Here is a 21,706-nt window from a genome sequence, read left to right as displayed (position 1 = left end):
GAAGCGGGCGGCAGCCCGTGCCCCGGTGCGCCCGCGACGTACCCCGCGCACCACGATCCCGCCCGTCCGAAAGGATCCACCATGGTCGAGAATCCCGACGCGATCGTCACCGACGCCAAGACGGAGGAGGGCGGTGGCTGCCCCGTGGCGCACGGTCGCGCGCCCCACCCGACCCAGGGCGGGGGGAACCGCCAGTGGTGGTCCGACCGGCTCAACCTGAAGATCCTGGCCAAGAACCCGGCCGTCGCGAACCCGCTCGGCGAGGAGTTCGACTACGCGGCGGCGTTCACCTCCCTCGACCTCCCCGCCGTGAAGCGGGACATCGCCGAGGTGCTCACCACCTCGCAGGACTGGTGGCCGGCCGACTTCGGCCACTACGGCCCGTTCATGATCCGGATGGCCTGGCACAGCGCGGGCACCTACCGGATCAGCGACGGGCGCGGCGGCGCCGGCGCCGGTCAGCAGCGCTTCGCCCCGCTCAACAGCTGGCCGGACAACGGCAACCTCGACAAGGCCCGCCGCCTCCTGTGGCCGGTGAAGAAGAAGTACGGGCAGGCGCTGTCCTGGGCCGACCTGATGATCCTCGCCGGCAACGTCGCCCTGGAGTCGATGGGCTTCGAGACGTTCGGCTTCGCCGGCGGCCGCGAGGACGTCTGGGAGGCCGAGGAGGACGTCTACTGGGGCCCGGAGAACACCTGGCTGGGCGACGAGCGCTACACCGGCGACCGGCAGCTGGAGAACCCGCTCGGCGCCGTGCAGATGGGCCTGATCTACGTCAACCCCGAGGGCCCCAACGGCACCCCGGACCCGCTCGCCGCGGCGCGCGACATCCGTGAGACGTTCCGCCGGATGGCGATGAACGACGAGGAGACCGTCGCGCTGATCGCGGGCGGCCACACCTTCGGCAAGACCCACGGCGCCGGCCCCGCGGACGCCGTCGGCGCCGACCCGGAGGCGGCCCCGATCGAGGAGCAGGGCTTCGGCTGGCGCAACAGCCACGGCACCGGCAAGGGCGCCGACACCATCACCAGCGGTCTCGAGGGCATCTGGACCGACACCCCGACGGCGTGGGACAACAGCTTCTTCGACATCCTCTTCGGCTACGAGTGGGAGCTCTTCAAGAGCCCCGCCGGAGCCCACCAGTGGCGGCCGAAGGACGGCGCGGGCGCCGGCACCGTCCCCGACGCGCACGACGCGTCGAAGACCCACGCCCCGACGATGCTCACCACCGACCTCTCGCTCCGCGTGGACCCCGCGTACGAGCAGATCTCGCGCCGCTTCCACGAGAACCCCGCGGCCTTCGCGGACGCCTTCGCCCGTGCCTGGTACAAGCTGACCCACCGTGACATGGGCCCGGTCGTGCGCTACCTCGGCTCCGAGGTCCCGAGCGAGACGCTGCTGTGGCAGGACCCGCTGCCCGAGGTGACGCACGAGCTCGTCGACGACGCCGATGTGGCCGCCCTCAAGGCGCAGGTCCTCGCCTCGGACCTGACGGTGTCGCAGCTGGTCTCCACCGCGTGGGCCTCGGCTGCCTCCTTCCGGGGCAGCGACAAGCGCGGCGGCGCGAACGGCGCGCGCGTCCGCCTCCAGCCGCAGAGCGGCTGGGAGGTCAACGGGCCCGACGCCCTCGCCACGGTGCTGCGCACCCTGGAGGGCATCAAGGAGTCCTTCGACGCCGCGCAGACCGGCGGCAAGCGGGTGTCCCTCGCCGACCTGATCGTGCTCGCGGGCGCCGCCGCCGTCGAGCAGGCCGCGAAGGACGCGGGCCTCGATCTGACGGTGCCGTTCACGCCGGGCCGTGCGGACGCCTCGCAGGAGCAGACGGACGTCGAGTCGTTCGCCGCCCTGGAGCCGGCCGCCGACGGGTTCCGCAACTACCTGGGCAAGGGCAACCGCCTCCCGGCGGAGTACCTGCTGATCGACCGGGCGAACCTGCTGACCCTCAGCGCCCCGGAGATGACGGTCCTCGTGGGCGGTCTGCGGGTGCTGGGCGCCAACGCCGACGGCTCGCCGCACGGCGCGTTCACCTCCAGCCCCCAGACCCTGACGAACGACTTCTTCGTCAACCTCCTGGACCTGGGCACCACCTGGACCAGCACCTCCGACGCGAACGTGTTCGAGGCCCGCGACACCGCGACCGGCGAGGTCCGGTGGACCGGAAGCCGGGTCGACCTCGTCTTCGGTTCGAACTCCGAGCTGCGGGCCCTCGCGGAGGTCTACGCGAGCGACGACGCGAAGGAGAAGTTCGCCCGGGACTTCGTCGCGGCGTGGGACAAGGTGATGAACCTCGACCGGTTCGACCTGGCCTGATCGCACACGCGGGCCGGCCGGCGGACGCCGGCCGGCCCGCACGGCGGGACACGGCGACGGCCCGGACCCGTCAGTGGCGGGGGCCGATCAGACGGGTGCCGTCCCGCACCAGGATCGCCGCCGCCGGACAGGAGTCCGCCGCGTCGAGCGCGCGCTCGTCCGGCGGGATCAGGCCGTCCACGGGCTCCGCCCGGTCCTCGTCGCCGAGCCGGTAGAGATCGGGGGCGATCCCGGCGCACACACCGGACCCCATGCACATCGCGCGGTCCACCTCGGTGCTCCACGACACGCGGTCACCACCCCACCGGCATGACCCGCGGGCCGCGCACGAGCATCTGGTTCTTCCACGCGACGTCCCCGGCGAGGTGCAGTCCGGGGAGGCGTACGAGCAGCGCCTCCAGAGCCTCCTGGAGCTCCAGGCGCGCGAGCGGCGCGCCGAGGCAGTGGTGCACGCCGTGCCCGAAGCCCAGGTGCTGGACCCCGGTGCGGGTGACGTCCAGCCGGCCCGGCGCGTCGAACCGGAGGGCGTCGCGGTTGGCCGCGCCCACGGCGACCAGGACCGGCTCGCCGGCGCGGACGAGCGTGCCGCCCACCTCCACGTCCTCGGTGGCGTACCGGGGGAAGCCGGCCCCGCTGCCCAGGGGCACGAAGCGCAGCAGCTCCTCGACGGCGCCGCGGATCAGCTCGGGGCGCTCGCGGAGCAGCTCCGCCTGGTCGGGATGGTCGAGGAGGGCATGGACGAAGTTCGGGATCTGGGTGGCCGTGGTCTCGTGCCCGGCGACGAGGATGCCGACGCACAGGTCGACGAGTTCCTGCTCGTCGGGCCGGTCGCCGGTGTCGCGTGCCTCGATCAGACCCGTCATCAGGTCCGGGCGCGGGCGGCGCCGGTGGTCCTCGATCAGCACCCGCATGTAGGCCCGCAGCTCGTCACGGCTGCGCAGGAACTCCTCCGCCGTCAGCGAGCTCGTGGACAGCGCGGCGTCGCTCCAGACGCGGAAGCGCGGACGGTCCTCCTCCGGCACGCCGAGCATCCGGCAGATGACGGCCACCGGGATCGGCAGGGCGAAGTCCTCCACCAGGTCGGCCGGCGGTCCCTGCTCCTGAAGACCGTCGAGCAGCTCGTGGGTGAGCGCGCGCACGGCAGGCCGTAACTTCTCCACCTGGTGCACGGTGAACGCCTTCGCCACCAGGGTGCGCAGCCGGGTGTGTCCGGGCGGGTCCATGCTCAGGATGCCGCTGTCCTGGCGCCCCTCGGACTGGCGGGGTTCGTCGTGGCGGAGGGCCTCGGCGCGGCTGAAGCGGCGGTCGCCGAGGACGAGGCGCGCGTCCGCGTACCGGGTGGCCAGCCAGGCGGGTTCGCCGTACGCGAGCTGGACCCGGATCAGCCCTGGGCTCTCCAGCGCCTGCCGGTAGGCGTCCGCGAGCCCCAGGCCGTCGGGCTCGTTGAACGGGTAGGGGACGGGCGTCTGTTCGGCCGTGGCCGTCATCGTGTGACCTCCCTGTGCGCCGTGGCCTCCCGGGTGCGGAGTCCGGGGGCCGGTGTCCCGAGAATCGGCGGCGCCGGCGGGGAGGGTCAACAGCGCCTCGTCGGCCATGGTCACCGGGGCGGGGGCCGGGACCCCGGGGGTGTGGCGGCCTCCCCTGCCGCGCCGCACCGCCCCGCCGGGGCCCGGGCGGGCGGGGCGGGGCGGCCGGGGGCCTCGGCGGCGTGCCGGTCAGCAGGTGGGCACGCCGGGAAGCCAGCCCTCGGGGACGTCGATGTAGATGTTGGAGACGTAGCCGCCGTAGTCCGGCAGGTAGGACCAGGCGTCGTTGCTGTAGCCGTCGATCTGTACGAGCTGGCCGCGGACCTGGCACTGGACCCGGACGGTGGTGGGGCCGGCCAGCTGGGCGACCCGGGTGGAGGCGGTCGTGGCCTCGCGCCGGATGTTGACGCCGGTGCCCCAGGTCGGGAAGGAGCGGGTAGCCGCGCCGTCGCCGGTCCAGAGGTAGGTGACGGTGACCCAGCCGTTGTCGTTCAGGCCGACGTTGTAGAAGGTGCCGTCCGCCAGGTCGATGCCCGCCGGGTTGAGCACGCGGCGGCCGAACTCGTCGCGTCCGCCGTTGTACCCGTTCTCGTAGGCCGCCTGGGCCTCCGGCCTGCCCTGCGGCAGGTCCTTGAAGGTCTCGCGGACGGAGGAGGGGTTCCAGTGGTCGTCGTGGGTGTTCCACGGGCCGACGTCCCAGACCGGCGCGGTCTCGCACCGCGCGGGGCCGCAGACGCGCACGGAGTACTCGGCGCTGCCCTTGGGGGACAGTCCGCGCCGCGAGGGCAGGGCCACGAAGCGGTCGTTCGGCACGATCACGTGGCCGTTGGCGGTGGTCCCGCCGACCAGGCCCTCACGGGTCGCGAAGACCCTCGCCGAGAACGGCGCGGCGGCGGCCCCGGCCGGTGCGCCGGCCGCGGGCGCCGTCCCGGCGGCGGGCGTGCCGAGTTCGGCGCTGAGGCCGAGCCCCCGGATCTCGGGTGTGGCGCCGCCGGGGGTGCCGACGAGGGTGAGGCGGGCCTGGACCTCGGTGACCGCGCGGGGCAGCACGGCGGGCTCGCCCTCGCGCGCCTCGCGCCATTCGGTCCACCGGCCGAGGCCGTCGCGCCCGCGGATGTCGACGGCCGTCCTGCTGCCGGCGGGCGCCGTGGCGTCGAGGTCGACCGATACGCGGTCGACGGCCCGGTCGAGGACGCGGGCGGGCAGCACCGCGGAGCCCTGGCCCTGGCGCGACCGGACGGAGGCGGGACGCAGACCGGCGTCCTTCAGCCGCAGGGAGCCGCCGGCCCGGCTGATGTTCGCCTCGTGCCCGGTGGCGTCGGCGAGGTCGGCCTGCCAGCTCACCGGACCCGGGGCGCGGTTGGCCGCGGGGCCCTGCGCGGCGGCGGGGCCGGACCCGAGGGCGAGGGCGGACAGTGCGGCCAGCGACAGCACGCAGGCGGGCAGACGGCGTCGGGCGGTTCGGGGTCTGTCGGTGCGGCGCATGGGGCGCCTCCTTCATTGGTGGGGGGGAGGGTGCGGGGAGGAGGTTCAGGAACAGACCGGGACGCCGGGCAGGGTGTCGTCCGGCGAGGCGATGTACACCTGGGTGATCCAGCCGCCGTACTGCGGCAGGTACGCCCACCAGTCGTTGTCGTACGGGGGGACCGTGACGCGTCCGCCCCTGGCCTGGCAGCCCACCAGGACCTCGACGCCCGCCGGGAGGGTGGTCAGGTGGGCGGCCGAGGTGTTCGCCCCCGCCCGTACCCGTACGCCGCTCCCCCAGGTGGCGAAGCGGGTCCCGGCGGGACGTGCGGCGCCGGGCACGTCGAGGGAGTCGGTGAGGCGCGTGATCCGGCCGTACGCGGTGCCGTAGGGCGTCCCGTCGGGGTGGAGGGTCAGGACGGCGACCACGGTGCGGTCGCCGGCTCCGACGGTCCCGGTGGTGTGCAGCGCCTCCGACACGAGGTCGAGGGGGGCCGCGGCGCCGCCGGGCAGGGGGGCGGCGGCCGGGCGAGGGGCGGGGACGGCCGGGCGAGGGGCGGCGGAGGTGGTGGCGTCGGCCGGGCGGGCCGGGGCGGTGCAGCCGCCCGAACTGAAGCCGGACCAGCCCTGCTTGACGGCACGGGGTCCGTCGAACGCCGAGGGGATGCCGAAGTACTGGTCGAACCCGTCGTTCCCGCAGCGGGTGGCCGTGCGCAGCGCGTCCATCAGGAAGACGCGGACCGGGGCCGGCGCGCTCTCGAGGATGTGGCGGTAGACCCGGACGGTGTCGGCCGCCGTGGTCGCCGTGTAGCCCCAGTAGCCGGGGTGGGAGGCGGGCGGCGGGACGGTTCCGGTGAGGCCGAGGCGGGAGGCCGTGCGGGTGACGACGGCCCCGGCGCCCCGGACGGACCAGTAGTGGCTCGCCGCGGCGTCGTCGCTGCTGCGCAGCATGGCGGTCAGGCGCACCCGTTCCGCCTCGGGCAGCGAGGCGGGTCCGTCCTCCCCGAGGACGTCGAGGGCGAGCAGCAGCTTCACCAGGGACGCGGAGCGGAACTGCCGCTCCGCGTCGTGGAGTTCGGTGAACCGGCCGGTCACCCGGTCGTACACGGCGACGCCCGCCGTCGTGCCGGCGGGGATGTCGGGCATGGTGCGGACGTCCGTTCTCTCGACTGCGCGGGCCGCCGCCGGTCCGGCGGGCGCCCGGGGCTCGGCAGCGGCCGGTCCGGTGAGCAGGGCCGTGAGCAGGGCGGCGAGCAGCACGGACAGGGCGGCGGCCGGCGCCGCGCCGGGCAGGGCCGGCGTGCCGGGGCGGTGATACCGGGGCATGGGTCACGGACTCCTCGGGGCGTGGGGGACGGCTGACGGGCCGTCGGATGTCCGGTGCGCGGACGACAGCGTGAGGAGCACCGGCGTCCGGCGCAAGGGATTCGTTCCTGGTCGAAGAAGCCCGTCGCGCGCTTGTCAGGGCATCGTCCTCCGGTTACGTTCCCGACGTCCGGCAGCGCCCCGGTCCGGCGCGTCGCCGTCCGGGCGTCTCCCCCACTCCCCCACCCAGGCCCTCCCGTCCGGTTTCCCGGCGGGCTCCCCTCGACGGCTCCGGCGCCGCCTGCGAACCGCCCGCTCCGCCGTCGGAGCGCGGTCGTCGCGGCGACGCCCCGAAGCCCGGCGTTCCGACTCCTTCGGCCCGCGGGCCGGGGCGGGCGGCGCCGCGCCGGCCCGCGCACGGTCCGCCCCGATCCGTACGGAAGACCCCCAGGAGCACTCATGAGATTCCTCAGACGACTTCCGGCTCTGGCCGCCGCCGCGCTGCTGGCGCTGGCGGGCCTGACGGCCTCCCCCGCGTACGCCGGGGAGGCCGCGGTGACGGCCGCGCCCGCCTTCAAGGCGCCGTATCCCTGCGGGCAGCGGTGGACCTACAGCCACCACTCGGCCGAGGTCCGGCGGGCCCTCGACTTCGTCCGCGCGGACGGCGGATCGACCGCGGGCACCCCGGTGCTCGCGTCGGCCGCCGGCACCGCCACCCGGCACTCGCAGCCGAGCGGCGCGGGCAACTACATCGTCGTCGACCACGGCGGCGGCTGGAAGACGTACTACTTCCACCTGGCCGCCTACTCGGTGGCGAACGGCGCCTGGGTCGGCCAGGGCCAGCAGATCGGGACCACCGGCAGCACCGGCAACTCCTCCGGCGCGCACATCCACTACGAGCAGCTCTACAACGGTGTGGGCCAGAACATCGTGATCAACGGTGCCGGGCTGTCCTACCCGGGCAGCTACCACCAGGCGTACCTGACGAGCGACAACGGCTGCGGTGGCAGCGGAGTTCCGTTCACCACCTGGGGCAGCGGCGTCAACGTCCGTGCCGACGCCCGGCTGTCCGCGGCCGTCGTGACCACGCTCGCCGGCCCGACCGCCGTGCGGGTGGTCTGCCAGAAGCAGGGCGACACCGTCAACGCGGAGGGCTACAGCAACAACTGGTGGAGCAAGCTGCGCGACCAGAACGGCTTCGTCAGCAACATCTACATCGACCACCCCAGCGCCCAGCTGCCCGGCGTGCCGCTCTGCTGACGCGGTCCCGGCGGCGCCCGTCCGCCGCGGTGCGCGGGGGCGGGGCCGTTCCGGGCCGGGCCCGGAACGGCCCCGCCGCACCCGCCTCCGCCGCCCGTTCCGCGGCACGGCTGCGCCCCACGACGCGACGCGCATAGACTTCCGCGGGACCGGCGCCGTCAGGCGCCCCTGACGACCGGGGGTGCACAGTGCTGCGGGTGGACTTCACCAGCCAGGAGCTCGTCCGGCTGCGCGTCGCGGCCAGTGTCGACCCGCTCTGGGAGACCGCGCTCAGCCTCCACCTGCTCCAGAACCAGGCGGCCCCGCTCACCTTCGGGCCCTGGCGGCGCGAAGTGGGCGCGGCGCTCCGGCGGGCCGGGCTGCTGCCCGCCGCGCACGATCTGATGCGGCTGTGCCCGGACGGCGCCTACTTCCCCGACTTCCTGACGCCCGGCCGGGGCGACGCCGACCTCGACACCGGGCTCGACCTGCTGCTCGCCACGCCGCGGCACCGTCTGCTCGCCGAACTGACGCGCCTTCACGCGCACACCCGGGGCCGGGTGCCGCACGGGATGCGGCAGCTCGCCGAGGGATGCCCGCAGGCGCTCCGCAGACTCGGGGCCTCGCTGCGCGCGTACTACCGCGTCGCGGTCGAGCCCTATCTGCCCGCGATGCGGGCCGTGGCGGCCCGTGACCGCGCGCTGCGGGCGGAGGCGGCCCTCGCCCACGGCGCCGAAGGCATGCTCACGGGCTACGACGACCTGCCCGGCTGGGCCTGCGCGCAGGGCCGTCTGTGCGCCCCGTATCCGGTGGACCGGGCGCTGCTGCTGCGCGGCCGGGCACTGACCCTGGTGCCGGCCTTCTTCTGCGTGCGCGCCCCGCTCGTCCTGGTGAACGAGTCGCTGCCGCCCGTCCTCGTCCATCCGCTCGCCCCCGCGCCCGGCTGGCTGGAGCGCGGGCGCGGGACCGCGGCCGCTCCGCTGGCGCAGCTCGTCGGTTCCTCGCGGGCCGACCTGCTGCGGCTGCTGGACCGCCCCCTGACCACGGGGGACATCGCCGCGGCGCTGCGGCTGGCGCCCTCCACGGCCAGCCGGCACACCTCCGTCCTCCGCGACGCGGGGCTCCTGCTGTCGCAGCGTCAGGGCATGCGGGTGCTCCACCGGCGGACCCGCCTGGGCGATGCCCTGCTCGACGGCGCGCCGGGCTGAGCGGGCCGTCCGGGCAGGGCAGCGCCGTGCGGTGGTGCGCCGGGCAGCGCGGGTGCGGTGTGCGGTGTGCGGGCTGCGGACGAGGGGCGGTGCCGGCACGGGATTCCCGTGGGCGCGGCAGCCCTCCGGAGAGTCGGGAGGACCCTCTGTGGGAGGCTCGTGTCCGTGACCGACAGGGACGGCGGCCCGGGCCGCGAACTCGTACTCGTCGCCGGGCTGAGCCCCGCGGACGCCGCGCTCGTCCACCGCGAGGCGCTGCGCGTACTGCGGCCCGGCATGGACGCCGCCCACCTCGACGCGTACAGCGACGGCCCCTGGCCCGCGGCGGTCCTGCCGTCCTTGGAGAGCGCCCTGTCCCTGGCCCGGGAGGCGGTCACGGCCGGCAGGCGGTCGCGGCGCGACGACCCGGGAATGGGCATCGACATCGACGTCCGGGACGATGCCCAGTTCGAGGTGCTGGTGGATCTCGCTCCCCACACGATCCACGCCGAGGGCAGCCGGCAGGGCCGGCCGGTCTTCAGCGCCGGTGACTCGGGGACCTCGCTGTGGACGGCCCTCTCGCCGGAGCAGGAAGCACAACTCCTGAACCGGCTGAACGCCCTGGGGATACCGTCCACCGTCCTCGCGGTCCGGCGACCGGGCGGCTGAGACGCGCTCGCGGCCCGGTGCCGCGGAACCGGCCCGGAACCCGCCGCGCGGCGGTGCGCAGGCGGACGCCCCGGGGGATCACGGCGGACGGACCAGCGGACGCCCCCGGGGCATCACTGCGGACGGACCATCAGTATCGCCACGTCGTCCTGCGCCGGGCCCGGCAGCAGTTCGCCGAGGACCTCGTCGCAGAGGGCGTCCAGCGGCCGGTCGTGGTGGCGCAGGGCGGACGCGAGCTTCGCCAGGCCGTGGTCGAGGTCCTGTCCGCGCGTCTCGATGAGGCCGTCCGTGTAGAGGGCCAGCACGCTGCCCGGGGGCAGGTCGACGTACTGGGCCCGGAAGTCCTGTCCGCCGGTGCCGAGCGGTGTGCCGGACGAGCCGTCGAGGAAGGCGACCGATCCCCCGGCCGCGACGACGGGCGGCGGGTGACCCGCCCGGGCCACCAGACATCCGCCGGCCGCCGGGTCGTGCACCGCGTACACGCAGGTGGCCATCTCGTCCTCGCCCATGTCGGCCACGACCGCGTCGAGCGAGCGCATCATCCCGGCCGGGTCGACGTCCTGGCGGGCGAGCGTGCGCACCGCCGTGCGGAGCTGCCCCATGACGGCCGCCGCGCGCACCCCGTGGCCGACGACGTCGCCGATGACCAGTCCGGTGCGGCCGCCGGGGAGGCTGATGGCGTCGAACCAGTCACCCCCGACGTCGTGCTCGCCCGCCGGGAGGTAGCGCCCGGTGAGATCGAGGCCGACGACGGACGGGAGCGCGCTGTTGGCCAGACTGCGCTGGAGGGTGCGGGCCTCGGCGCGCTGGCGGGTGTACATCAGGGCGTTGTCGATGTTGAGCGCCGCCCGCGCCACGACCTCGTCGATCAGCACCGCGTCCTGACCGCCGAACGGCACCCGGCCGGCGATCCGCGTCACGATCACCGCGCCGAGCACCTTGCCGCGCGCCACCAGCGGGATCAGCCGCGCCGAGCCCAGCGTCATCAGATACTCCCGCAGCCGGTCGGCGCGCGGATCGGTGATGAGCGCCGGCACGTCGGCCCGGCCCAGGTCCATGGGGCGCCCGTCGGCGATGACGCGTTCGTAGAACGATCCGCTCGGGATGCGCGACGTCATGCCCGCCACCAGCCGCGCCGTGGGCGCGGACGGGTCGGGGAACCGCGCGGCCATCCGGCGCACCACTCCGCGGGTGGACGCCGCCGACTCGTCGGGGGCGATCAGTTCCTCGAGGAGGTGGACGTCGGCCGAGTCTGCGAGCCGGGGCACCAGGACGTCGACGACCTCCTCCGCGGTCCGGGTGAGGTCCAGGGTCGTGCCGATGCGGGTGCCGGCCTCCGCGAGCAGGGCGAAGCGCCGGCGTGCGCGCTCGGCGGCGGCCGCCGCGCGCTGGGCGTGGGTGACGTCGATGAGCGAGGCGATGACCCCGAGGGTGCGGCCGCTGCCGTCGACCAGCGGCGCGTAGGAGCAGGACCAGGTGCGGTCGCGGTCCGGGTCGGCGGGGGTCCGTCCGGTGCGGCGGACATCGACGACGGCTCTGCCGCTCTCCATGACCTCGCGCATGGTGGCCTCCAGCGCGACCGCGTTCACCCCCGGCACCACGTCGGTCAGCCGACGCCCGAGGTGATCCCGGGCGGAGACGCCGTTCATCCGGGCCAGCGCCTCGTTGACCCGGAGGAAGCGCAGGTCGGTGCCGAGGGTGGCCAGGCCGATGGGCGACTGGGTGAACAGGCTCTCGAGGGCGGCCAGGGAGTCCCGCATCCGCAGGACCTGCGAGGTCTCGACGGCGATCAGGAGCGCCCCCGCGCGGCCCCGGGCGTCGGCGGCCGGGACGATCCACATCTCCATGGTGACGGGGTGCCCCTCGCGGTGGCGCACCGAGAGGGTGCCCACCACGGTCTCCCCCGCGTGGACCCGCAGGGTGAGCTGGTCCGCGAGCTCACGGTTGCCCTCGGGCACCAGCAGTTCCGACGCTGACCTGCCGAGCACCTCGTCGGACCGGTGTCCGAGCAGGTCCCGGGCGGCGAGCGACCACTCGGCGATCCGCCCGTCCGCGTCCTCCCGCCAGAGGGCGATGGGGAGGAGTTCGCGGAGCACACCGGCGTATCCGACAGCATCCAGGGGCTGCTCCGGCGTCCGGTCCGTCCGCGAGTCCGCGTCCAAGGTACGACCTCACCAAAGGGAACATCTCGTACGAAATCACCCTAGCGGAGAGCGTGGGAACGGACCGTGGACGTCCTTCCGCTCCCCCTCTCCCCGGCGCACCGGAGGCGGTCAGCCGCCGTCGCGCGGGGCCGGCGTCCGGGCGAGCCAGGCGCCGGTGAAGGCCGCGAGCACGGTCACGCACACCGTGAAGACGAGACCGGCGTCCCGCAGGCCCAGCCACACCGTCAGCGCGCCCACGCCGATCACCGGCAGGGAGATGCCCGCGTAGGCCACCACGAAGAACGACGAGACCGTCGCGGCACGGTGTGCCGCGGGGGCGGCGTCCCCGACCGCCGTCAGTCCCGCGCGGAACGCGAGACCCTGCCCGGCGCCGCCGCACGCGCCGCCGAGGACCAGCAGGGGCAGCGACTTCACCCACAGCGAGGTGCCGACCAGCAGGAGTCCGGCGACCAGCACCAGGCACCCGAGGGGCAGCGCGGCACGCGGCCGGAAGCGTCCGGTGCACGCCTGCCCGGCGGTCGAGGCCAGGAAGACGGCGAAGACGACGGCTCCGCTGACGGCGAGGTTCTTCTCGCCCAGCGTCTCGGCGAGGAAGCTCGGCGCGACGGCGGTGAACAGCCCGAGCAGGCTGAAACCGGCGAAGGCGGCGAGGGCGGCCGGGGCGAAGACACCTCTGACCTGCGGCGGCACGTAGAGGCCCTGGGGCTCGAGCCGGGCCCCGGCACGCGCTCCCCCGACCGGCTCCGGCAGGGCCAGCACGACGGCCGCGGCGACGGCCAGCAGGGCCAGGTGCACGAGGAAGGGCAGGGTCAGCGGCCAGGGGGCGTACTCGGCGAGGAGACCGGCGAGCAGGGGTCCGCAGCCGAGGCCACCCATGTTCGCCGCCGTCGCGGCGAAGCCCGCTCGCGAGCGGCGTCCGGCGGGCGCGAGCTCCAGGACGGTGACGGTCCCGGCCCCGCTGAGCAGCCCGGCCGAGAAGCCGGAGAGCAGCCGGCCCGCGTAGAGGAGCGGCAGCCCGTCCTCGAGGAGGAAGCAGACGGCGCTGGCCGCGGCGAACGCCAGTGCACAGAGCAGGACGGGGCGGCGGCCCGCCCGGTCGGAGTGGTTGCCGGCCAGCAGGAGGGTGAGGATGACACCGATCGCGTAGGTGGCGAAGACGAGCGTGACGGTCAGCTCCGAGAAGCCGAGCTCGTCGCGGTAGAGCCCGTAGAGCGGGGTGGGGAGCGTGGTGCCCGCCATTCCCGCGGCGAAGACGGCGGCGGCCGCGAGGTACCCGGGGCGTCGGCGGGAGGCGGGGACGGTCCTGGCACGCGGGGCGCTTCGGCTCATGCGGCGCAGCCTAAGGGCACTGTGGTGACAGGCCGTGGATCAGCGCGCGGGGCCTGCGCGGGGCGGTGGCGCGGCCGTCTGCCGGTGGGGTCCGGGCCGTGCGCGCACGGCCCGGACCGCCCCCGTGAGGACGTGGCAGGTACGGCCCCGTCGGCTCCGGGAGCGGTCGGCTTCCGGCCCCGACCGCTCCCAGGCACGGTCTGCTCACGGCGCCGGGACGCCGTGCCGACGGGCCACGAACGCCCGGAGGCCGGCGCGCGCGGCCCCTGGCTCCGACCGCCCCTGTGCGCACGCGGCCGGTTCGGCCCCCGTCGCCTCCGGGGCCCGTCGGCTACGGGCCCCGTCCGCTCCGAGGCGGTGGCCTCCGGCCGCCGGGACGCCGCGCCGACGGGCCACGAACGCCCGGAGGCCGGGCCGGCGGCCGCGCGGGCGCGGCCTCAGCCGGTGCGCACGGCGGTCACCGTGAAGCGCTCGACCTCCGCGACGTGGCCGCCCGTCGAGGCGACCACGGTCAGGACCGGGTCGGTGGCGCCGGTGAAGGTGACCGACGACGTCCAGGGCCGGTTCTTCCCGCCCGCGGAGAGGCAGCAGGTGGAGCCGAGCGCCTGTTCGGACGAGGGCTGGCGGACGTCCACCCGGACGGACTCGTCGACGCCCGTGATCCGGCCGCCCGCCCGCAGCGGTGAACCGGCCGACGAGCCGTAGGAGGGGGTGGTCAGGGAGAAGTCCGCGTCGTCGGTGCCGACGACCTCCCAGGGCGCGTCGGCACCGGTGCCGTAGCGCACCAGGTGGATCACGGCCGCCGTCCCCGTGCCCTCGGACGCGCTCGCGCCGACGCCGATACGGGCCTGCCGGGCTCCGATGTCCCGGGAGGTGACCCGGTCGATCCCGGCGAAGCCGAGGTAGCCCTGGGTGAAGGAGAGCGCGGTCTGCACCGGGTCGCGGTGCCAGGGCCGGCCGCCGCCGTCGCGGAAGGCGCGCTCCCAGGTCCCGGCCTCGGCGAGGGTGGCGAACGGCCACAGCGGCTGGAGTCCCGGGAATCCGGGCAGCGGCGCGTCCCGGCCGCTGGGCGCCGGGGACGCGGACGGGCTGGCGGGCGCGCCGTCGTCCGCGGTGGGCGCGGGCGACGGCGCGGCGGTCCCGGTCGGTGTGGCCGGCGCCCGGGTCGTCGGGGAGCCCGCGGTGTCGCCGGAGGCGTCGGTGCCGGAGCACGCGGTGAGGACGAGAAGCGTGGCGGCGGTCAGGCCGAGGAGCCGGGTCGGGAGCCAGGTGCGCATCGATCCCCCAGGGAGGCTGTGCGGTGGGTCGCATCGTCGTACAGCCATGGTGCACCACTCCCCCGCCCCCGAGGGGGCACGCGGGCGCCGCCCCGGGTGCAAGGCGACCCGCGTGACGCACGGTTCGGGCGTGCGGGCGGGCGGACGGGCGCCCGCCCCCGGCTCCCGCGCCCTACGAACCGGCCCTGCGCTTGTTCCACACGTCCACCCCGACCGCCGCCAGCAGCACCAGTCCCTTGATGACCTGCTGCCAGTCGGTGCCGATGCCGACCAGGTTCATGCCGTTGTTGAGGACGCCGAGGACCAGCCCGCCGATGATGGCGCCGAGGACGGTGCCGACGCCGCCGCTCATGGAGGCGCCGCCGATGAACGCCGCGGCGATGGCCTCCAGTTCGAAGTTGAGGCCGGCCTGCGGCGTACCGGAGTTGAGCCGGGCCGCGAACACGCATCCGGCGAGGGCCGCGAGGACGCCCATGTTGACGAAGACCAGGAAGGTGACGCGCTTGTCCTTGACGCCGGACAGCCTGGCCGCCGCCTTGTTGCCGCCGAGCGCGTAGACGTGGCGTCCCACGACCGCGTTGCGCATGACGTGGCCGAGCACCAGCAGCAGTCCGCAGACGATCAGCATGATCACGGGCATGCCGTGCCAGCTCGCCAGGGTGAGGGTGAAGGCCGCGACGGCCGCGACCATCGCCACGCACTTGAGCAGCCAGATGCCGCGGGGCAGCACCTCCAGTTCGTAGGCCCGCTGCCGGCGCCGGTCGCGCACCTCGCGCACGACGAGCAGGGCGACGACCACGAGGCCGATGAGCAGGGTCGGGTTGTGGTACGGGCCGATGACGTCGGTGCGCAGTTCGACGAAGCCGAGGTCGAGGTGGAGGGTGAACGGCAGGGGGATGCTCCACGCCGGACCCGCCTCCGGGACGACGCCCTTGGCGATGTTCTGGAAACCCCCGGGGAACGGCGAGAGCGACTGGCCTTCGAGGGTGATCTGCGTCAGACCGCGGAAGAGCAGCATCCCGGCGAGGGTGACGATGAAGGACGGGATGCCCAGATAGGCGATGAAGAAGCCCTGCCAGGCCCCCGCGAGGGCGCCGATGACGAGTGAGACGGCGAGCGCGACGCCCCAGGGCAGATCGTGTTCGATCATCATCACGGCCGATATCGCGCCGACGAACGCGGCGACCGATCCGACGGAGAGGTCGATGTGACCGGCGATGATGACGATCATCATGCCCATGGCCAGGATGAGGATGTAGCCGTTCTGCTGGAGCAGGTTGGAGATGTTGCCGGGCCGCAGCAGCGCGCCGTCGGTCCAGAAACCGAAGAGCAGCACGATGAGCGCCAGCGCGAAGAGCATGCCGTACTGGCGCATGTTGGTGCGCAGTCCGTGCAGCAGCACCGCGCCGGCGCCGGGCTCGGCCGGCGGTGCCGCCGGCGACTCGGTCGGTGTGGTCGTGGTGGTCATGCCGGCTCAGCCTCCGTGGGTGGTCATCTGGCGCATCAGGAGTTCCTGGGTGGCGTCGGCGCGGGCGACCTCACCGGTCAGCCGGCCCTCGGCCATGGTGTAGATCCGGTCGCACATCCCGAGCAGTTCCGGCAGTTCGGACGAGATGACCAGGACCGCCTTGCCCTGGGCGGCGAGCCGGTCGATCACGGTGTAGATCTCGTACTTGGCGCCGACGTCGATGCCCCGGGTGGGCTCGTCGAGGATGAGCACCTCGGGGTCGGCGTGGATCCATTTGCTGAGGACGACCTTCTGCTGGTTGCCGCCGGAGAGGCGGCCGGTCTGTTCGAAGACGGTGGGCGCCTTGATGTTCATGGAGCGGCGGTAGCGCTCGGCCACCGACCGTTCGTGGTGGGCGTCGACGGCGCCGCGGCGCACCATGCCCGGCAGGGAGGCCAGCGAGACGTTGCGGCTGATGGTGTCGATGAGGTTGAGCCCGTAGTGCTTGCGGTCCTCGGTGACGTACGCGATTCCGGCGTCCACGGCGTCCGGCACCGTGCGGGTGCTGACCTCGCGTTCGTGCACCCGCACGGTGCCGGCGACGTAGCGGCCGTAGGAGCGGCCGAAGACGGACATGGCGAGTTCGGTGCGGCCCGCGCCCATCAGACCGGCCATGCCGACGATCTCGCCGCGCCCGACGGTCAGCGAGACGTCGTCGACGACGGTGCGCTGCTGGTCCACCGGGTGGCGTACGGTCCAGCCGCTGACGCGCAGCGCGGTGCGTCCGGCGTCCGGGCCCTCGTAGCGGGTGCGTTCGGGGTAGCGGTGGTCGAGGTCCCGGCCGACCATGGCCCGGATGATGCGGTCCTCGGAGAGCTCCGGCCGGGCGTCGGGCGCGGAGCGCACGGCGAGGGTCTCGATGGTCCGTCCGTCGCGCAGGACGGTCACCGCGTCGGCTACCGCGCGGATCTCGCCGAGTTTGTGCGAGATGACGATGCAGGCGATGCCCTGGTCGCGCAGTTCGCCGATGAGGGCGAGGAGTTTGGCGCTGTCGTCGTCGTTGAGCGCGGCGGTCGGTTCGTCGAGGATCAGCAGCCGCACCTCCTTGGCGAGCGCCTTGGCGATCTCGACGAGCTGCTGTTTGCCGACGCCGAGTTCGCCGACCGGCGTCTGGGGCTTCTCCCGCAGCCCGACCCGGGCGAGCAGGCGGGCGGCCCGGCGGTTGGTGTCGTTCCAGTCGATGAAGCCGCGGGTGGTGCGCTCGTTGCCGAGGAAGATGTTCTCGGCGATCGACAGATGGGGCACGAGGGCGAGTTCCTGGTGGATGATCACGATGCCGTGGCGCTCGCTCGCCCTGATGTCCCTGAAGGCGACGGGCCGGCCTTCGAAGGAGATCTCTCCCTCGTAGGTGCCGTGCGCGTGCACCCCGCTGAGCACCTTCATCAGGGTCGACTTGCCCGCGCCGTTCTCTCCGCAGACGGCGTGGATCTCGCCCGCGCCGACGGTGAGGTTCACGTCGCTGAGGGCGGTGACGCCCGGGAAGCGCTTGGTGATGCCGCTCATCCGCAGGACGGGCGCCGGCTGTCCGTCCGTGCCGGCGGCGGGTGCGGCCGGGGCGCTCATGAGAGCTGGTCCTCGGTGAAGTACCCCTGGTCGACGAGGAGACGGGTGTTCTTCCGGTCGATGCTGACCGGGTCCAGGAGGTACGAGGGCACGGTCTTGACACCGTTGTCGTAGTCCGTGGTGTTGTTGACGCGCACCTTCTTGCCGGTGAGGGCGGCGTCGCCCATCTGGACGGCCTGTTCGGCGAGTCGGCGGGTGTCCTTGAAGACGGTCTGCGTCTGCTCGCCGCGGATGATGGACTTGACGGAGGCGAGTTCCGCGTCCTGTCCGGTGACCACCGGGAGCGGCTGGGCGGCGGTGCCGTAACCGGCGCTCTGGAGCGCGGAGATGATGCCGATGGATATGCCGTCGTACGGCGAGAGCACGGCGTCGATCCGTTCCTGGCCGTAGCTGCGGGTGACCACGTCGTCCATGCGCTTCTGCGCGGTCTCTCCGCTCCAGCGCAGGGTGGCCGCCTTGGCGAGGGTGGTCTGCCCGCTGCGCACGGTGAGCTGCCGGCTGTCGAAGTACGGCTTCAGCACCTGCATGGCGCCGTTCCAGAAGTACTTGGTGTTGTTGTCGTCCGGCGAACCGGCGAACAGCTCGATGTTGCGGGAGCTGCCGCCCGGCGCCGGGTCGCCCAGCTCCAGGGCGTCCACGATGTACTGGGCCTGGAGCCGGCCGACGCGCTCGTTGTCGAACGAGGCGTAGTAGTCCACGCTGCCGGTGCCCATGATGAGCCGGTCGTAGGCGATCACGGGGATGCCCGCGTCGTCGGCCTGCTCCAGGACGTCGGAGAGGGCGGAGCCGTCGATGGCCGCGACCACGAGCAGCCCGACACCCTTGGTGATCATGCTCTCGATCTGGGCGACCTGGTTCTCGACCTTGTCGTCCCCGTACTGGAGGTCCGTGGCGTAGCCGGCCTCGCGGAACCGCTCGGCCATGTTCTCGCCGTCGGCTATCCAGCGTTCGGACGACTTCGTGGGCATCGCCAGCCCGACGGTGACGCCGTCGCTCTTCCCGGGTTTGTAGCGGCTGCCGCCGAGAGCCTCCTGTCCGCAGGCGGCCAGCGACAGGACGAGCAGTCCGGCCACCGTCGCCGCGACCGGGACCGGGACGCGGCGCGTGGGGGTACGCATGTCGTTCTCCTTCCGGAGCGGGGGCACGGCGTCGCGCGCCCCCGGGTGCGAGCCGAACGGGCGGGCGCCGCCGGCAGGGGCCGAGGGGCCTGGCCCGCGCACTGACACCACGTCACGTTCGATATTTCGTCACTCGTTCGAGATTGTGGCGTGCAAAGTATGCAGTCCGCGCAGGGGGTGTCAACGGGTCGCGCAGAGCCCGCCGGCGGAGTGCGGGCGGCTCGCGCGGCGGGATCAGCCGGGCTGCCCGGCCAGCGTCGCGTAGACCACCACGTTGCCGAGGTATCCGGTGTCCTCGCGGTAGCCTCCGCCGCAGGTGATGATGCGCAACTCCGCGGCCCTGGTGCTGCGGTACACCGTGCGGGTCGGGAAGTCGTCCTTGTCGTAGGCCTCGACCGCGTACACCGAGAAGCGCGCCGTGCTGCCGTCGCGGCGGGTGACGGAGACGGTGCTGCCGCGGGTCAGTCCGCCGAGCAGGTAGAAGACGGCGGGTCCCGCGGGGCTGTCGACGTGGCCGGCGAGGACGGCGGTGCCGGGCTCGCCCGGAGCGGGGCCGTCGGCGTACCAGCCCGCGGCGTCGGTCCGGTCGGCCGGGGGGACTTCGAGGACACCGGCCTCGTCGAGTCCCAGCTCGGTGACGGGGGCGTCGACGCCGATGACCGGGATGCGCAGGCGCTCCGGGGCGCTGCGGGGGCCGGGGGGCGCGGGCGCGCTCGACGGCGGCCGCAGGCTCTCGGGGACCCCGACCCGCGTCCCGGCGCCGCCGGGTGCCGTGGTGGCCTGCACGGCGGTGGGCTGGGGAGCCCCGCCGCGCAGGCCGTTGACCAGCAGGACGACGCCGACGACGAGCACCGCGAGGCGGGTCCGTGGCTTCAGGAGGGGGGCGCCGGGTGCGCTGGCCATCGCGGACCGGACTTTCTGTGCGTCGGGGGCGGTGCGCCTGCGGCCGGCCTCCGGGGAGGCCGGCGGGCGGACGGTCCGGCACCCGGGGACGGAGATGGGAGATCGGAGACCGGAGACCGGCGGACGGGGGTCGGCGAACGGGGTCCGGACGGGCGGTCAGGCGGTGGCGGCCCGGCGGCGCTTCGTCGCCACACCGCCCGCCGCGGCGCCCGCGATCAGCAGGCCCCCGAGCACCATCTGGGTGCCGTCGAGCCCGCCCGTGCCGCCGAATCCGCCGCTCACGGCACCCGCCGGCCTGCCGACGACCTCGAAGCTCGCCTCCACCCGCGTACGCGGCGGGCACTTGACCGTGATGGTGTAGACACCGGCCTCCGCACCCTCCGGGACGGTGAAGTCGCCGGCCAGCTCGCCGGCGGCTCCGTCGTCGGTGAGATTGATCTGGCCACCGGCCTCCGCCTGGCCCTTGGCGTACGTCGCCGCCGGTCCGCAGACCTCCGTGCTGACCGTGACGGTCGAACCCGGGTAGGCCCGCTGGGGACTGACGCTGACATCGGACTCACCGGAGACCGCCGCCGCCGGGGCGGCCGCCGCTCCGAGGGCCGCCAGAACGGCCGTGCCACAGACGAGCATCCGTACGCTGCGCATCGCGCCACCTCTCCCACGGCGCGGGGGCGGGACGGGCCGTCCCGCGGACGGGCCGCGCTCCGGCGTCAAGACAAGCAGTTCCCGGGGCGGGAGATCGTCTGCGCAACGCGCGCCCGTGCGGACGGCGGGTTCCGCGCGCGGCGTCGCCGCAGGTGGCGCGGGCGGCGCTGAGCCCGTCGGTGTGATGCGCCGGGCGTGTGGCGTTCGGGTGGCGACACGCAGGCGGCCGCCTTCCGGCACCGGCACGGCAGGAGCGCACCGCGCCGCATCCGCAGTGCGCTGCGCCGGGTTCTCAGTGCGCTGCGCCGCGGTCTCAGTGCGCCGCGCCGAGTTCGATGAGCAGGACGCCGGCCGCGATGAGCCCGATCCCGAGCGCCATGACCCGGGTGAGGGGCTCGCCGAACAGGACGCGCGAGGCGACCGCGGTGAGCGCCACGCCGCAGGCGGCCCAGATGCCGTAGGCGACGCCGAGCGGCATGCCGGCGTCCAGCGCGAGGGACAGGAAGGCGAACGCGGCGGCGTAGCCCGCGCCGACGAGCACCCGCCACCCTTTGTGGGCGCCCGGCCGGGAGGCGGTCCGCAGGCAGAGCGTCGCGGTGACCTCGCTGACGATCGCGCCCGCCAGCAGCAGCCACGTCATACGGGCGGCTCCTTCCCGCGGGACGCGGGCGGGCCGGGTGTCCGCCGCCCCCGGCGGTCGGGCGGGTGCCCCCGGCGGTCGGGCGAGCCCGTCTCCACGCAGAGCACTCCGGCGACGACCAGGGCGATGCCCAGCGCGGTCGTCCACGTCAGCGCGTCGCCGAACAGCAGGCTCGCCAGGACCGCCGTGAGCGCGACGCCCGCAGCAGCCCAGACGCCGTACGCCACACCGACCCCGAGGCCGGCGCGCAGGACGAGGGCGAGCGCGGTGAACGCCCCGGCGTAGCCCGTCAGCACCACGGCGTACCAGGCCGGATGGTCGAGGGCGGCACGCAGCGCGAGGGTGGCGCCGACCTCCAGCAGGATCGCCGCGCCCAGCAGCGGCCACGGCCGCGGCGGCGTGCCGCCGGGCGCGCTCAGGAGCGGCCCGGGCGGTAGTCCGGGTCCTCGGCGCCCGTCGGCAGGCGGTTGTGGCCCTCGCTCCAGTGGTTGACCCACCCGCAGAGCGAGCACGCGTACCGCCCGTTGACCCCTCTGATCTGCTTGCCGCAGCGCTTGCACTCGGTACGGGTGACCTCCGGGCCGGGGCCCGGGTGCGACGCCGTCGCGTCCCTCGCCGTCTCATCCACCACCGTCACCGCCCGTCACCGGTCCGGGCGCGTTCGACGACCATCCGCACTGGCGGCTGCACACCCAACGGCCATTCTGCTGCAGGGCGCCCGCCCCGCACCGCTGGCACGTCATGTCACGACCTCCTCGGGGAGACTCATCTGCGCGCCTACCCCTCGGCCGCCCCGGCGACTCCCTGCGCCCGCACAACGGCCGGTGCGCACCGGTGCGCGGGCACGGGCGTGGCCGAG

Annotated in this window: 18 protein-coding genes; 4 read left to right on the top strand and 14 right to left on the bottom strand. The window is 74.5% G+C overall.

Translation table 11 applies throughout. The annotated features are described in order from the left end of the window. Positions 1-81 precede the first annotated feature (81 nt). Positions 82-2,310 (top strand): catalase/peroxidase HPI, encoded by a 2,229-nt coding sequence (gene katG, locus IAG43_RS32040; protein ID WP_187744123.1) that lies wholly within the window; start codon positions 82-84, stop codon positions 2,308-2,310. Between the two features lie 70 nt (positions 2,311-2,380). On the opposite strand, the gene IAG43_RS32035 is transcribed toward katG, so the two are convergent. From IAG43_RS32035 to IAG43_RS32020, 4 genes are all read right to left on the bottom strand, one after another. Continuing rightward, positions 2,381-2,599: a ferredoxin gene (locus IAG43_RS32035; RefSeq protein WP_425508633.1), complete on the bottom strand. Its 219-nt coding sequence runs from the start codon at positions 2,597-2,599 to the stop codon at positions 2,381-2,383. A 4-nt stretch (positions 2,600-2,603) separates the two neighbouring features. After that, the gene (locus tag IAG43_RS32030) at positions 2,604-3,797 is read right to left on the bottom strand and encodes a cytochrome P450 (RefSeq protein ID WP_187744122.1); all 1,194 of its coding nucleotides are present in this window, start codon (positions 3,795-3,797) and stop codon (positions 2,604-2,606) included. A gap of 228 nt (positions 3,798-4,025) precedes the next feature. Continuing rightward, the gene (locus IAG43_RS32025; protein WP_187744121.1) at positions 4,026-5,321 is read right to left on the bottom strand and encodes an SH3 domain-containing protein; all 1,296 of its coding nucleotides are present in this window, start codon (positions 5,319-5,321) and stop codon (positions 4,026-4,028) included. Positions 5,322-5,366: 45 nt separating this feature from the next. Further along, entirely contained in the window at positions 5,367-6,446 is a 1,080-nt protein-coding gene (locus IAG43_RS32020; RefSeq protein ID WP_187744773.1) for a serine hydrolase, read from the bottom strand. 618 nt (positions 6,447-7,064) lie between these two features. Between IAG43_RS32020 and IAG43_RS32015 the strand changes: the two genes are divergently transcribed. The 3 genes from IAG43_RS32015 to IAG43_RS34750 all read left to right on the top strand — a co-directional run bounded on the left by IAG43_RS32015 (position 7,065) and on the right by IAG43_RS34750 (position 9,700). After that, entirely contained in the window at positions 7,065-7,865 is an 801-nt protein-coding gene (locus IAG43_RS32015; protein ID WP_187744120.1) for a peptidoglycan DD-metalloendopeptidase family protein, read from the top strand. Between the two features lie 197 nt (positions 7,866-8,062). Then, positions 8,063-9,052 (top strand): helix-turn-helix domain-containing protein, encoded by a 990-nt coding sequence (locus IAG43_RS34755; protein ID WP_246574665.1) that lies wholly within the window; start codon positions 8,063-8,065, stop codon positions 9,050-9,052. Positions 9,053-9,217: 165 nt separating this feature from the next. Further along, positions 9,218-9,700, top strand: a complete 483-nt coding sequence (locus IAG43_RS34750) for a hypothetical protein (protein ID WP_246574664.1) — start codon at positions 9,218-9,220, stop codon at positions 9,698-9,700. 113 nt (positions 9,701-9,813) lie between these two features. On the opposite strand, the gene IAG43_RS32005 is transcribed toward IAG43_RS34750, so the two are convergent. From IAG43_RS32005 to IAG43_RS31960, 10 genes are all read right to left on the bottom strand, one after another. Then, on the bottom strand, positions 9,814-11,862 hold the full coding sequence (locus IAG43_RS32005; RefSeq protein ID WP_343075697.1) for a SpoIIE family protein phosphatase: 2,049 nt from the start codon (positions 11,860-11,862) through the stop codon (positions 9,814-9,816). A 111-nt stretch (positions 11,863-11,973) separates the two neighbouring features. After that, complete coding sequence (locus tag IAG43_RS32000) at positions 11,974-13,194, bottom strand: MFS transporter (protein WP_187744119.1); 1,221 nt, start codon at positions 13,192-13,194, stop codon at positions 11,974-11,976. A gap of 437 nt (positions 13,195-13,631) precedes the next feature. Continuing rightward, positions 13,632-14,519, bottom strand: coding sequence for a hypothetical protein (locus IAG43_RS35050; RefSeq protein WP_281403992.1), 888 nt, complete (start codon positions 14,517-14,519; stop codon positions 13,632-13,634). A gap of 124 nt (positions 14,520-14,643) precedes the next feature. Continuing rightward, positions 14,644-15,939: a multiple monosaccharide ABC transporter permease gene (gene mmsB, locus IAG43_RS31990; protein WP_187744118.1), complete on the bottom strand. Its 1,296-nt coding sequence runs from the start codon at positions 15,937-15,939 to the stop codon at positions 14,644-14,646. Positions 15,940-15,945: 6 nt separating this feature from the next. Next, the gene (gene mmsA, locus IAG43_RS31985) at positions 15,946-17,541 is read right to left on the bottom strand and encodes a multiple monosaccharide ABC transporter ATP-binding protein (protein ID WP_187744117.1); all 1,596 of its coding nucleotides are present in this window, start codon (positions 17,539-17,541) and stop codon (positions 15,946-15,948) included. Next, positions 17,538-18,659, bottom strand: a complete 1,122-nt coding sequence (gene chvE / locus IAG43_RS31980) for a multiple monosaccharide ABC transporter substrate-binding protein (protein WP_187744116.1) — start codon at positions 18,657-18,659, stop codon at positions 17,538-17,540. Before chvE ends, mmsA begins: the two co-directional genes overlap by 4 nt. Positions 18,660-18,893: 234 nt before the next feature. Further along, on the bottom strand, positions 18,894-19,562 hold the full coding sequence (locus tag IAG43_RS31975; RefSeq protein WP_187744115.1) for a class F sortase: 669 nt from the start codon (positions 19,560-19,562) through the stop codon (positions 18,894-18,896). Between the two features lie 156 nt (positions 19,563-19,718). Then, a complete protein-coding gene (locus IAG43_RS31970; RefSeq protein ID WP_187744114.1) occupies positions 19,719-20,207 on the bottom strand; it encodes a hypothetical protein in 489 nt (162 codons plus the stop codon). 313 nt (positions 20,208-20,520) lie between these two features. Then, on the bottom strand, positions 20,521-20,847 hold the full coding sequence (locus tag IAG43_RS31965) for a DMT family transporter (protein ID WP_187744113.1): 327 nt from the start codon (positions 20,845-20,847) through the stop codon (positions 20,521-20,523). Continuing rightward, the gene (locus IAG43_RS31960) at positions 20,844-21,344 is read right to left on the bottom strand and encodes a DMT family transporter (protein WP_425508632.1); all 501 of its coding nucleotides are present in this window, start codon (positions 21,342-21,344) and stop codon (positions 20,844-20,846) included. The genes IAG43_RS31965 and IAG43_RS31960 overlap by 4 nt, the downstream gene beginning before the upstream one ends. Positions 21,345-21,706 lie beyond the last annotated feature (362 nt).

The organism is Streptomyces genisteinicus (assembly GCF_014489615.1).
GTDB classification, from domain to species: Bacteria; Actinomycetota; Actinomycetes; order Streptomycetales; family Streptomycetaceae; genus Streptomyces; species Streptomyces genisteinicus.
The sequence above is the reverse complement of the archived record's forward strand: the minus strand, read 5'-3'. Positions and strand labels throughout refer to the sequence as shown.